The organism is Novispirillum itersonii subsp. itersonii ATCC 12639 (assembly GCF_000381985.1).
GTDB lineage: Bacteria > Pseudomonadota > Alphaproteobacteria > Rhodospirillales > Rhodospirillaceae > Novispirillum > Novispirillum itersonii.
Genome location: NZ_KB907344.1, coordinates 204,579 through 214,621, shown reverse-complemented (window position 1 = coordinate 214,621; position 10,043 = coordinate 204,579). Strand labels below are relative to the sequence as shown.

The 10,043-nt window shown below is 59.3% G+C and carries 20 protein-coding genes; all 20 read left to right on the top strand.

Annotation, left to right across the window (positions count from 1 at the left end; translation table 11 throughout):
* Position 1 precedes the first annotated feature (1 nt).
* The 20 genes from tuf (at position 2) to rpsE (ending at position 10,033) form a co-directional block, all read left to right on the top strand.
* On the top strand, positions 2 to 1,192 hold the full coding sequence (gene tuf, locus G365_RS0113435) for an elongation factor Tu (protein WP_019646047.1): 1,191 nt from the start codon (positions 2 to 4) through the stop codon (positions 1,190 to 1,192).
* A 131-nt stretch (positions 1,193 to 1,323) separates the two neighbouring features.
* The gene (rpsJ, locus tag G365_RS0113430; protein WP_019646046.1) at positions 1,324 to 1,632 is read left to right on the top strand and encodes a 30S ribosomal protein S10; all 309 of its coding nucleotides are present in this window, start codon (positions 1,324 to 1,326) and stop codon (positions 1,630 to 1,632) included.
* 29 nt (positions 1,633 to 1,661) lie between these two features.
* Positions 1,662 to 2,378 (top strand): 50S ribosomal protein L3, encoded by a 717-nt coding sequence (rplC, locus tag G365_RS0113425; protein WP_019646045.1) that lies wholly within the window; start codon positions 1,662 to 1,664, stop codon positions 2,376 to 2,378.
* Positions 2,379 to 2,384: 6 nt separating this feature from the next.
* A complete protein-coding gene (gene rplD, locus G365_RS0113420) occupies positions 2,385 to 3,002 on the top strand; it encodes a 50S ribosomal protein L4 (protein WP_019646044.1) in 618 nt (205 codons plus the stop codon).
* Entirely contained in the window at positions 2,999 to 3,313 is a 315-nt protein-coding gene (locus G365_RS0113415; RefSeq protein ID WP_019646043.1) for a 50S ribosomal protein L23, read from the top strand. The genes rplD and G365_RS0113415 overlap by 4 nt, the downstream gene beginning before the upstream one ends.
* A gap of 4 nt (positions 3,314 to 3,317) precedes the next feature.
* Complete coding sequence (rplB, locus tag G365_RS0113410; protein ID WP_019646042.1) at positions 3,318 to 4,157, top strand: 50S ribosomal protein L2; 840 nt, start codon at positions 3,318 to 3,320, stop codon at positions 4,155 to 4,157.
* Between the two features lie 12 nt (positions 4,158 to 4,169).
* Positions 4,170 to 4,448, top strand: a complete 279-nt coding sequence (rpsS, locus tag G365_RS0113405) for a 30S ribosomal protein S19 (protein WP_019646041.1) — start codon at positions 4,170 to 4,172, stop codon at positions 4,446 to 4,448.
* A gap of 2 nt (positions 4,449 to 4,450) precedes the next feature.
* Positions 4,451 to 4,831 (top strand): 50S ribosomal protein L22, encoded by a 381-nt coding sequence (gene rplV / locus G365_RS0113400; protein WP_019646040.1) that lies wholly within the window; start codon positions 4,451 to 4,453, stop codon positions 4,829 to 4,831.
* Positions 4,831 to 5,508, top strand: a complete 678-nt coding sequence (rpsC, locus tag G365_RS0113395; RefSeq protein ID WP_019646039.1) for a 30S ribosomal protein S3 — start codon at positions 4,831 to 4,833, stop codon at positions 5,506 to 5,508. The genes rplV and rpsC overlap by 1 nt, the downstream gene beginning before the upstream one ends.
* A gap of 36 nt (positions 5,509 to 5,544) precedes the next feature.
* Positions 5,545 to 5,964, top strand: coding sequence for a 50S ribosomal protein L16 (gene rplP, locus G365_RS0113390; protein ID WP_019646038.1), 420 nt, complete (start codon positions 5,545 to 5,547; stop codon positions 5,962 to 5,964).
* Positions 5,965 to 5,966: 2 nt separating this feature from the next.
* Positions 5,967 to 6,164 carry a 50S ribosomal protein L29 gene (gene rpmC / locus G365_RS0113385; RefSeq protein ID WP_019646037.1) on the top strand — a complete coding sequence of 66 codons (198 nt, stop codon included), beginning with the start codon at positions 5,967 to 5,969 and terminating at the stop codon, positions 6,162 to 6,164.
* Positions 6,165 to 6,203: 39 nt separating this feature from the next.
* The gene (gene rpsQ, locus G365_RS0113380; RefSeq protein ID WP_019646036.1) at positions 6,204 to 6,443 is read left to right on the top strand and encodes a 30S ribosomal protein S17; all 240 of its coding nucleotides are present in this window, start codon (positions 6,204 to 6,206) and stop codon (positions 6,441 to 6,443) included.
* Between the two features lie 43 nt (positions 6,444 to 6,486).
* Complete coding sequence (gene rplN / locus G365_RS0113375) at positions 6,487 to 6,855, top strand: 50S ribosomal protein L14 (protein WP_019646035.1); 369 nt, start codon at positions 6,487 to 6,489, stop codon at positions 6,853 to 6,855.
* 1 nt (position 6,856) lies between these two features.
* Positions 6,857 to 7,171, top strand: a complete 315-nt coding sequence (gene rplX, locus G365_RS0113370; protein ID WP_019646034.1) for a 50S ribosomal protein L24 — start codon at positions 6,857 to 6,859, stop codon at positions 7,169 to 7,171.
* Between the two features lie 11 nt (positions 7,172 to 7,182).
* Positions 7,183 to 7,728: a 50S ribosomal protein L5 gene (gene rplE / locus G365_RS0113365; protein ID WP_019646033.1), complete on the top strand. Its 546-nt coding sequence runs from the start codon at positions 7,183 to 7,185 to the stop codon at positions 7,726 to 7,728.
* Between the two features lie 15 nt (positions 7,729 to 7,743).
* A complete protein-coding gene (gene rpsN / locus G365_RS0113360) occupies positions 7,744 to 8,049 on the top strand; it encodes a 30S ribosomal protein S14 (protein ID WP_019646032.1) in 306 nt (101 codons plus the stop codon).
* A 12-nt stretch (positions 8,050 to 8,061) separates the two neighbouring features.
* On the top strand, positions 8,062 to 8,460 hold the full coding sequence (rpsH, locus tag G365_RS0113355; protein ID WP_019646031.1) for a 30S ribosomal protein S8: 399 nt from the start codon (positions 8,062 to 8,064) through the stop codon (positions 8,458 to 8,460).
* 13 nt (positions 8,461 to 8,473) lie between these two features.
* Entirely contained in the window at positions 8,474 to 9,010 is a 537-nt protein-coding gene (rplF, locus tag G365_RS0113350; RefSeq protein ID WP_019646030.1) for a 50S ribosomal protein L6, read from the top strand.
* 12 nt (positions 9,011 to 9,022) lie between these two features.
* Positions 9,023 to 9,385 carry a 50S ribosomal protein L18 gene (rplR, locus tag G365_RS0113345; RefSeq protein WP_019646029.1) on the top strand — a complete coding sequence of 121 codons (363 nt, stop codon included), beginning with the start codon at positions 9,023 to 9,025 and terminating at the stop codon, positions 9,383 to 9,385.
* Between the two features lie 12 nt (positions 9,386 to 9,397).
* The gene (gene rpsE, locus G365_RS0113340; RefSeq protein WP_019646028.1) at positions 9,398 to 10,033 is read left to right on the top strand and encodes a 30S ribosomal protein S5; all 636 of its coding nucleotides are present in this window, start codon (positions 9,398 to 9,400) and stop codon (positions 10,031 to 10,033) included.
* The last annotated feature ends 10 nt before the right edge of the window (positions 10,034 to 10,043 follow it).

The following is a 10,043-nucleotide window of genomic DNA, read 5'->3' as shown; positions in this document are numbered from 1 at the left end:
AATGGCTAAGGAAAAATTTGCGCGTACGAAGCCGCACTGCAACGTTGGCACGATCGGCCACGTTGACCACGGCAAGACTTCTCTGACCGCTGCGATCACCAAGGTTCTGGCGAAGACCGGTGGTGCGACCTTCTCAGCCTACGACCAGATCGATAAGGCCCCGGAAGAGCGCGCCCGTGGGATCACGATTTCCACCGCTCACGTGGAATACGAAACCACCAACCGTCACTATGCACACGTGGACTGCCCGGGCCACGCTGACTATGTGAAGAACATGATCACCGGTGCCGCACAGATGGACGGCGCGATTCTGGTTGTGTCGGCCGCTGACGGCCCGATGCCGCAGACCCGCGAGCACATCCTGCTGGCCCGTCAGGTCGGTGTGCCGGCTCTGGTGGTGTTCATGAACAAGGTTGACCAGGTTGACGATCCGGAACTGCTGGAGCTGGTCGAGCTGGAAATCCGTGAACTGCTGTCCTCGTATGACTTCCCGGGGGATGATATTCCGATCGTGAAGGGTTCTGCCCTTGCGGTTCTGGAAGACTCGAACCCGGAAATCGGCGACAAGGCCGTTCTGGAACTGATGCGCGCCGTCGACGAATACATCCCGCAGCCGGAACGCCCGAAGGATCTGCCGTTCCTGATGCCGATCGAAGACGTGTTCTCGATCTCCGGCCGTGGCACCGTGGTGACCGGTCGTGTGGAACGCGGCGTGGTGAAGGTCGGCGAAGAAGTCGAAATCATCGGTCTGAAGGACACCCAGAAGACCACCTGCACCGGCGTTGAAATGTTCCGCAAGCTGCTCGATCAGGGTGAAGCCGGCGATAACATCGGCGCCCTGCTGCGCGGCACCAAGCGTGAAGACGTGGAGCGTGGTCAGGTTCTGGCGAAGCCGGGCTCGATCACCCCGCACACCGAGTTCGAGTCGGAAGTTTACATTCTGTCGAAGGAAGAAGGCGGCCGTCACACTCCGTTCTTCGCGAACTACCGTCCGCAGTTCTACTTCCGTACCACCGACGTCACCGGGACCATCTCTCTGCCGGAAGGCACTGAAATGGTGATGCCGGGCGACAACATCCGCATCGGCGTGAAGCTGATCGCCCCGATCGCCATGGACGAAGGCCTGCGCTTCGCCATCCGTGAAGGCGGTCGTACCGTCGGCGCCGGCGTCGTCTCTAAGATCCTGAAGTAAGACGGCGCAAGCCAGATAACTTCGTTGTTAGACAAAAAAGAGGTGGTGGCCCGAGGCTGGATGCGGTATAAGCCGCATCTCCTCGGGCCCCGGCTCGTCACATCACTGTAAGAAGTTCGGGTTAGGCAAAGATGGAAAGCCAAAACATCCGCATCCGCCTCAAGGCGTTTGATCATCGTGTGCTGGACCAGAGCACGCTGGAAATCGTGAACACTGCCAAGCGCACTGGTGCTCAGGTGCGGGGCCCCATCCCGCTGCCGACGCGAATCGAGAAGTTTACTGTTAACCGTTCCCCGCACATCGACAAAAAGTCGCGGGAACAGTTTGAAATCCGTACCCACAAGCGCGTGTTGGATATTGTCGATCCGACTCCGCAGACCGTCGACGCGCTCATGAAGCTCGACCTGGCCGCCGGTGTGGACGTCCAGATCAAGTTGTGAGCGTGAAAACAAACGCAAGGAACGAAATAATGCGCTCCGGTCTTATCGCACAAAAAGTCGGTATGACGCGGCTGTTCACCGAGCAGGGTGAGCACGTTCCGGTCACCGTGCTTAAGGTTGATGGCTGTCATGTCGTCGCTAAGCGCACGGAAGATCAGGACGGCTACTCTGCCGTGCAGCTTGGCGTCGGTGCCGCCAAGGTCAAGAATGTGTCCAAGGCTATGCGTGGTCACTTCGCTAAGGCGAATGTTGAACCGCGTCAGAAGATGGCTGAATTCCGCGTCTCTCCGGAAAATCTCCTGGAGCCGGGTGTTGAGCTGTCTGCCGCCCACTTTGTGGTCGGTCAGCTGGTTGATGTCGTGGGCACCTCCATCGGTAAGGGTTTTGCCGGTGGTATGAAGCGTCACAACTTCCGTGGTCTCGAAGCCACCCACGGCGTGTCGGTCTCGCACCGTTCGCATGGTTCTACCGGTAACCGTCAGGATCCGGGCCGTGTGTTCAAGGGCAAGAAGATGGCCGGTCACCTCGGTGCCGAGCGCGTCACTCTTCAGAACCTGAAGATTGTCGCCACCGATGCCGATCAGGGTCTGATCCTCGTCAAAGGTGCCGTCCCCGGCGCTGAAGGCGGCTGGGTTCTGGTCCGCGACGCCGTGAAGAAGGGCATCCCCGAAGGCGCTCCGCTGCCGGCCGCCATTAAGGCTGCCGCCGAGTCGTCCTCGGCTGCCGAAGGCGAGAACAAGGAATAAGGCGTCATGAAGCTGGACGTTATCACGCTTGACAACAAGGCGGTTGGCACCGTCGAGCTGCCGGAGAACATCTTCGGTCTCGAAGTGCGTTCCGACATTTTGCAGCGTGTGGTGCGCTGGCAGCTCGCGAAGCGGCAGGCCGGCACCCATAAGACCAAGACGATCTCTGAGATCTCTGGTACCACTAAGAAGCCGTTTAAGCAGAAGGGCACCGGTCGTGCCCGTCAGGGTTCCACCCGTTCTGCCCAGTTCCGTGGCGGCTCTACCATTTTTGGCCCGGTCGTGCGCTCCCATGCTCACGATCTGACCAAGAAGTTCCGTGCTCTCGGCCTGAAGACCGCTCTGTCGGCTAAGGCCCAGAACGGTAAGCTGGTCGTTGTCGACCTCGAGTCGGCTTCCGGCAAGACCAAAGATCTCGCCGTGCAGCTGAAGGGTCTCGGCTGGGGCTCCGCTCTCGTGATTGACGGTGCTGAAGTGAACACCCTGTTCGCTCGTGCTGCCGCCAACATCCCGGGTGTCGACGTTCTGCCGACCCAGGGTGCCAACGTGTACGACATTCTGCGTCGCGACACTCTGGTCCTCACCAAGGCTGCCATCGAAAAGCTCGAGGAGCGCCTGAAATGAGCAAGAACGTCGTGAAAGTCTCGCAAGAGCGTATGTACGACATCATCAAGGCTCCGGTGATCACCGAAAAGGCCACGATGGGGTCGGAATTCAATCAGGTTACCTTCCGGGTGCCGCTTGATGCCTCCAAGCCGGAGATCAAGGCTGCCGTTGAAGGCGTGTTCGGCGTTGAAGTGAAGGCCGTTAACACCCTGATCCAGAAGGGCAAGGTGAAGCGGTTCCGCGGTCTGGTCGGTAAGCGTTCCGACGTGAAGAAGGCCGTTATCACCCTCGCCGCTGGCCACACCATCGACGTGACCACGGGGGTCTGAGACTATGGCTCTTAAGTCTTACAACCCGATTACTCCGGGTACCCGCCAGCTGGTGCTGGTGGACCGTTCCGAGCTGTGGAAGGGCAAGCCGGTCAAGACCTTGACCGAAGGCCTGACCAAGTCCGGCGGCCGTAACAACACCGGCCGTATTACCGTCTGGCAGCGTGGTGGTGGTCATAAGCGCCGCTACCGTCTGGTCGATTTCAAGCGTAACGGCAAGCTGGGTATCCCGGGCACTGTCGAACGTCTGGAATACGATCCGAACCGCACTGCATTCATTGCCCTGATCCGTTACGAAGACGGTGATCTGGCTTACATTCTGGCCCCGCAGCGTCTGAAGGCTGGTGACATTGTCATCGCCGACGCCAAGGCCGATATTAAGCCGGGCAACGCCATGCAGCTGAAGAACATGCCCGTCGGCACCATCGTGCATAACGTGGAGCTGAAGCAGGGCAAGGGTGGCCAGATGGCCCGTTCCGCTGGTTGCTATGCTCAGCTGATCGGTAAGGATTCTGGCTACGCTCAGCTGCGCCTGTCCTCCGGTGAACTGCGTATGGTCCGTGGTGAATGCATGGCGACCGTTGGTGCCGTGTCCAACCCGGACAACCAGAACGTTAACCTCGGCAAGGCCGGGCGTAAGCGTTGGCTGGGCAAGCGTCCGCATGTTCGTGGTGTCGCCATGAACCCGGTCGATCACCCGCACGGTGGTGGTGAAGGTCGCACTTCGGGTGGCCGTCATCCGGTTACCCCGTGGGGCTTCCCGACCAAGGGTAAGAAGACCCGCAACAACAAGGCGACCGACCGGCTCATCATGCGCTCGCGTCACCTGGCGAAGAAAAAGTAACGGAGGACGGACGTGGCTCGTTCAGTCTGGAAGGGACCGTTCGTCGACGGTTACATGCTCAAGAAGGCCGAGGCAACTCGTGCTTCTGGCCGTAATGAGGTCATTAAGACCTGGTCGCGGCGCTCGACGATTCTGCCGCAGTTCGTTGGCATCACCTTTGGTGTGTACAACGGGCACAAGTTTGTTCCCGTGCTGGTGACCGAAAACATGATCGGTCACAAGTTCGGTGAGTTCGCGCCGACCCGCACTTACTACGGTCACGCCGCGGACAAGAAGGCGAAGAGGAAGTAATCATGGGAAAGCCGACTGCTCCCCGTGCATTGGCGGATAATGAGGCCCGCGCCCATTCCGCTTCCATCCGCACCAGCCCGCAGAAGCTCAACATCGTTGCCGCGTCCATTCGCGGCATGGGCGTTGAACAGGCGCTGGCGTCTCTGACCTTCAACACCCGTCGCGTATCGAATGATGTGCGTAAGGTTCTCCAGTCGGCTATTGCCAACGCGGAAAACAACCATCAGCTGGACGTTGACCGTCTGGTTGTGGCTGAAGCGTTCGTTGGCAAGGCGATGGTCATGAAGCGTTGGCGTGCCCGCGCTCGTGGCCGGACTGGCAAGATCCTGAAGCCGTTCTCGAACCTGACCATTGTGGTGCGTGAGCGCGAGGAGTCTAAATAATGGGTCAGAAAGTAAACCCGATTGGCCTGCGTCTCGGCATCAACCGGACCTGGGACAGCCGTTGGTTCGCTGAAGGCGAATACGCCACCCTGCTGCATGAAGATCTGCGGATCCGCAAGTATCTGAAGAAGCAGCTGGCACAGGCGGGTGTCTCCCGGATCGTTATCGAACGTCCGGCCAAGAAGGCCCGTATTTCCATTCACACCGCCCGTCCGGGCGTGGTGATCGGCCGCAAGGGTTCCGACATCGAAGTGCTCCGCAAGGAGCTGCAGAAGATGACCGGTAACGAAGTTCACCTGAACATCGTTGAAATCCGTAAGCCGGAAATCGAAGCCCAGCTGATCGCCGAGTCGATCTCGTCCCAGCTGGAACGCCGTGTGGCCTTCCGTCGTGCTATGAAGCGCGCCGTGCAGTCCGCCATGCGTCTTGGCGCTCAGGGCATCCGTATCAACTGCGGTGGCCGTCTGGGTGGGGCTGAAATCGCCCGTACCGAATGGTACCGCGAAGGCCGTGTGCCGCTGCACACCCTGCGCGCTGACGTCGACTACGGCGAAGCCACTGCGTTCACCACCTACGGCGCCTGCGGCGTCAAGGTGTGGGTGTTCAAGGGTGAAATCCTGGAACACGATCCGATGGCGCAAGACAAGCGCGCTCAGGAGCCGGCCGCTGCCCGCTAACGCGGGCACGGTTCCAGCCAATAAAGGACGAGACCAATGCTTTCGCCGAAACGTACCAAGTATCGCAAGGCGCATAAGGGCCGGATCCACGGCAACACCAAGGGCGGGGCTTCCCTGAACTTCGGCCAGTTCGGCCTGAAGGCTCTTGAGCCGGAGCGGATCACTGCGCGTCAGATCGAAGCCGCCCGTCGTGCCATGACCCGTCATATGAAGCGTCAGGGCCGTGTGTGGATTCGCGTGTTCCCGGATCTTCCGGTGTCGCGTAAGCCCGCCGAAGTCCGTATGGGTTCCGGTAAGGGTTCGCCGGAATACTGGGTGGCCCGTGTTGCTCCGGGCCGTATCATGTTTGAAGTCGACGGTGTGTCGGAAGAACTGGCCCGGGCTGCGTTTGCCCTGGCTGCCGCCAAGCTGCCGATCAAGACCAAGTTCGTCGCCCGTCTGGGCGGGGAGGGTTGAGAATGACCGCCGCTAAGGATCTGCGGGAAAAGTCCGCAGAACAGCTCGCTGAAGAGCTGATTGGCCTGAAGAAAGAGCAGTTTAACCTGCGCTTCCAGAAGGCAACCGGGCAGCTCCAGAACACCGCCCGCCAGGGTCAGGTGAAAAAAGACATCGCCCGCATCAAAACAGTGCTTCACGAACGGAAGCAGGCTGTGTAATATCACCGCCTTTCGCGGTGAGGAGCGAAGAGTAAGCCAATGCCCAAGCGTATTCTGCAGGGCGTGGTGGTGAGCGACGCTATGGACAAGACGATTGTCGTCAAAGTCGAGCGTCGCTTCATGCACCCGCTGTATAAAAAGTTCATCAAGCGGTCGAAGAAATACGCCGCTCACGATGAAGCCAACCAGGCTAAGATCGGCGATGTGGTTCGCATTCGCGAATGCCGTCCCCTTTCCCGGCGTAAGAGCTGGGAACTGGTGACGGAATCCGCGGAATAAGACCCATCGATCCGTTTCCGCTAGACTATTAAGGATTGGTGCCATGATTCAGATGCAAACCAACCTGGACGTCGCCGACAATAGCGGCGCTCGCCGGGTGCAGTGCATCAAGGTTCTCGGCGGTTCCCACCGGAACATCGCCGGAGTTGGTGACGTGATTGTGGTGTCCATTAAGGACGCTATTCCGCGTGGCCGCGTGAAGAAGGGTGACGTGCATCGCGCTGTCATCGTCCGCACCGCCGCCCCCGTGCGTCGTCCGGATGGAACCCTGATTCGCTTTGACCGCAACGCTGCCGTGCTTATCAATAAGCAGGGTGAGCCGATCGGTACCCGCATTTTCGGGCCGGTGGTCCGCGAGCTGCGTGCGAAGAAGTATATGAAGATCGTCTCTCTCGCCCCGGAGGTGCTGTAACATGCAGAAGATCCGTAAGGGCGATACCGTTGTCGTGCTGACTGGCAAGGACAAGGGGAAGCAGGGCGAAGTCGTGAAGGCGCTGCCGACGGAAAACCGTGTGGTGGTGAAGGGCGTGAACATCGTCAAGCGGCACACCCGCGCGACTCAGTTCACCCAGGGTGGCATCATCGAGAAGGAAGCGGCTATTCACGTTTCCAACGTCGCCCACCTGGACCCGAAGGACGGCAAGCCGACCCGCGTTGGGTTCAAGGTTCTTGAAGATGGTTCGAAGGTGCGCGTTTCCAAGCGCTCCGGCGAAGTCATCGGCAAGTAAGGAGACGACCGATGGCTGCACGTCTGCAGAACCACTATCAGACCGCTGTCCGCAAGGCTCTTCAGGAAAAGTTCGGGTATACCAACCCGATGGAAGTGCCGAAGCTGACCAAGATCGTCATCAACATGGGTGTTGGTGAAGCTGCCCTCGATCGCAAGAAGATGGAAGGTGCTATTACCGACCTGACTGCGATCTCCGGCCAGAAGCCGATCCTGACCCGTGCGACCAAGTCGATCGCTGCTTTCAAGCTGCGTGAAGGCATGGTTATCGGTGCGAAGGTGACTCTTCGTGCTGACCGCATGTACGAATTCCTCGACCGCCTCGTCAACATTGCGCTGCCGCGTGTGCGTGACTTCCGTGGTCTGAACGGGAAAGCTTTTGATGGCCGTGGCAACTACAACATGGGCCTGAAAGAGCAGATCATTTTCCCGGAAATTGCTTACGACCAGGTCGACAAGGTCCGTGGGATGGATATCACCATCTGCACCACCGCGAAGACTGACGACGAAGCCCGCGAACTGCTGGTGCAGTTCGGCGTGCCGTTCGTTAAGGCGTGAGACGGAGACTGAGTCATGTCGAAGGTTAGCTCTGTCGAGAAGAATAAAAAGCGTGCCCGTCTGGCGAAGCAGTTCGCTGCCCGCCGCGCCGCGCTGAAGGCGATCATCAAAAACCGCGAAACTTCCCCGGAAGATCGGTTTATGGCTGTGTTGAAGTTGGCGACCCTGCCGCGCAACTCCGCCAAGATTCGCTATCGTAACCGCTGCGAAGTAACCGGCCGTCCGCGCGCCGTTTACCGTAAGTTCAAGATGGCCCGTGTCATGCTGCGTGACCTTGCGTCCCGCGGTCAGATCCCGGGCATGGTCAAGTCGAGCTGGTAAGGAGGACAGACCATGTCTATGACTGATCCGTTGGGCGATATGCTCACCCGTATCCGCAACGGCCAGCGCGCAGGGAAGTCGAGCGTTGTCTCGCCCGCTTCCAAGCTGCGTTCTACCGTTCTGGATGTGCTGGTGCGTGAAGGTTACATCCGCGGCTACGAGCGTTACAACGTTCGTGCTGGCATTGATGAACTGCGCATCGAACTGAAGTATCACGAAGGTCAGCCGGTTATTAAGGAAATCACTCGTGTTTCCAAGCCGGGCCGTCGTACCTACTCCAAGATCAAAGACCTGCCGAAGGTTTACAATGGTCTGGGCATCTCGATCCTGTCCACCCCGCGCGGTGTGATGAGCGATCATGAAGCCCGCCAGGCCAACGTCGGTGGCGAAGTGATCGCCCGCGTGTTCTAAGGAGGGGCCCAGGATGTCTCGCGTTGGTAAATACCCCGTCGAGGTGCCCCAGGGCGTGACCGTGACCATCGCCGAAGGCGTGATCACGGCCAAGGGGAAGCTCGGCGAACTGAAGTTCGTCCTGTCTCCCGACCTGGTGGACACGAAGGTTGAAGACAACAAAGTTGTCGTCCAGCCGCTGAATAACTCCAAGCGTGCCCGCATGATGTGGGGTACCACCCGCGCCCGTATTGCCAATCTGGTGAAGGGTGTGTCGGTCGGTTTCCAGAAAAACCTGGAAATCGTTGGTGTTGGTTACAAGGCTGCCGTGCAGGGTTCTAACCTGCAGCTGGCTCTTGGGTTCTCGCATGACGTGGTCCTTCCGATCCCGGCTGGCGTGACCATTAAGACACCGGCTCCTACGCAGATCGAAATTTCAGGCACTGACAAGCAGATCGTTGGTCAGATTGCTTCTGAAATTCGCGGCTATCGTCCGCCGGAGCCCTACAAGGGCAAGGGTGTGAAGTACGCTGGCGAACAGATCCTGCGTAAGGAAGGCAAGAAGAAGTAAGGGCGAACGGAAATGGCGAAGAATCTTTCTCTTTTCGAGCGCCGCCGCTCCCGAGTGCGGTATCAGCTCAAGAAGAAGTCCGCCGGGCGCCCGCGCCTTTCGGTGTTCCGCTCTTCCAAGCATATCTATGCTCAGATCATCGATGACGTTAACGGTGTTACCGTTGCTGCGGCTTCGACTCTGGACAAAGATCTGCGGGAACAGCTGAAGACCGGCGCTGACCTCGCTGCTGCTGCTGCCGTCGGTAAGCTGGTGGCAGAGCGGGCCGTTAAGGCTGGCGTGAATGTTGTCGTGTTCGATCGTGGTGGTTACATCTACCACGGCCGGGTGAAAGCCCTGGCGGATGCGGCGCGCGAAGGCGGACTTTCGTTCTAAAGGATAGTCGAGATGGCACGTACCCCGACTGCTGAGCGCGACCCGAAGGATCGGCGCGACAAACGAGACCGCGCTTCCGACCGGGAGCGCGAGCGCGAGCGCGACGACGAGTTCGTTGATAAGCTCGTACATATTAACCGTGTTGCCAAGGTGGTGAAGGGCGGACGTCGTTTCGCTTTCGCTGCTCTGGTTGTGGTGGGTGACTCCAAGGGTCGCGTCGGTTTCGGTACCGGCAAAGCCCGTGAAGTTCCGGAAGCCATTCGCAAAGCAACCGAACAGGCCAAGCGCCAGATGGTTCGTGTTCCGCTGCGCGAAGGCCGCACCCTGCATCATGACGTGAAGGGCCACTTCGGCGCCGGTCGCGTGCTGCTGCGTTCGGCTCCGGCCGGTACCGGCATCATCGCGGGTGGCCCGATGCGAGCCATCTTCGAAACCATGGGCGTTCAGGACGTGGTGGCGAAGTGCATTGGCACTGCCAACCCGTACAACATGATCAAGGCGACTTTTGACGCCCTGGTTAACCTGGAAAGCCCGCGCATGGTTGCGGCGAAGCGGAACAAGAAGGTTGGCGAAATCGTCAGCCGTCGTGAAGCCGCTGCCGGTGCCGTGGGCGCTGATGCGGCCAACGATGCCGCCTCTGCTGAATAAGGAGAGGAAG

Coding starts and splice junctions, on each gene's coding strand:
- tuf (WP_019646047.1), top strand. CDS start 2: ATGGCTAAGGAAAAATTTGCGCGTACGAAGCCGCACTGCAACGTTGGC.
- rpsJ (WP_019646046.1), top strand. CDS start 1,324: ATGGAAAGCCAAAACATCCGCATCCGCCTCAAGGCGTTTGATCATCGT.
- rplC (WP_019646045.1), top strand. CDS start 1,662: ATGCGCTCCGGTCTTATCGCACAAAAAGTCGGTATGACGCGGCTGTTC.
- rplD (WP_019646044.1), top strand. CDS start 2,385: ATGAAGCTGGACGTTATCACGCTTGACAACAAGGCGGTTGGCACCGTC.
- G365_RS0113415 (WP_019646043.1), top strand. CDS start 2,999: ATGAGCAAGAACGTCGTGAAAGTCTCGCAAGAGCGTATGTACGACATC.
- rplB (WP_019646042.1), top strand. CDS start 3,318: ATGGCTCTTAAGTCTTACAACCCGATTACTCCGGGTACCCGCCAGCTG.
- rplV (WP_019646040.1), top strand. CDS start 4,451: ATGGGAAAGCCGACTGCTCCCCGTGCATTGGCGGATAATGAGGCCCGC.
- rpsC (WP_019646039.1), top strand. CDS start 4,831: ATGGGTCAGAAAGTAAACCCGATTGGCCTGCGTCTCGGCATCAACCGG.
- rplP (WP_019646038.1), top strand. CDS start 5,545: ATGCTTTCGCCGAAACGTACCAAGTATCGCAAGGCGCATAAGGGCCGG.
- rpmC (WP_019646037.1), top strand. CDS start 5,967: ATGACCGCCGCTAAGGATCTGCGGGAAAAGTCCGCAGAACAGCTCGCT.
- rpsQ (WP_019646036.1), top strand. CDS start 6,204: ATGCCCAAGCGTATTCTGCAGGGCGTGGTGGTGAGCGACGCTATGGAC.
- rplN (WP_019646035.1), top strand. CDS start 6,487: ATGATTCAGATGCAAACCAACCTGGACGTCGCCGACAATAGCGGCGCT.
- rplX (WP_019646034.1), top strand. CDS start 6,857: ATGCAGAAGATCCGTAAGGGCGATACCGTTGTCGTGCTGACTGGCAAG.
- rplE (WP_019646033.1), top strand. CDS start 7,183: ATGGCTGCACGTCTGCAGAACCACTATCAGACCGCTGTCCGCAAGGCT.
- rpsN (WP_019646032.1), top strand. CDS start 7,744: ATGTCGAAGGTTAGCTCTGTCGAGAAGAATAAAAAGCGTGCCCGTCTG.
- rpsH (WP_019646031.1), top strand. CDS start 8,062: ATGTCTATGACTGATCCGTTGGGCGATATGCTCACCCGTATCCGCAAC.
- rplF (WP_019646030.1), top strand. CDS start 8,474: ATGTCTCGCGTTGGTAAATACCCCGTCGAGGTGCCCCAGGGCGTGACC.
- rplR (WP_019646029.1), top strand. CDS start 9,023: ATGGCGAAGAATCTTTCTCTTTTCGAGCGCCGCCGCTCCCGAGTGCGG.
- rpsE (WP_019646028.1), top strand. CDS start 9,398: ATGGCACGTACCCCGACTGCTGAGCGCGACCCGAAGGATCGGCGCGAC.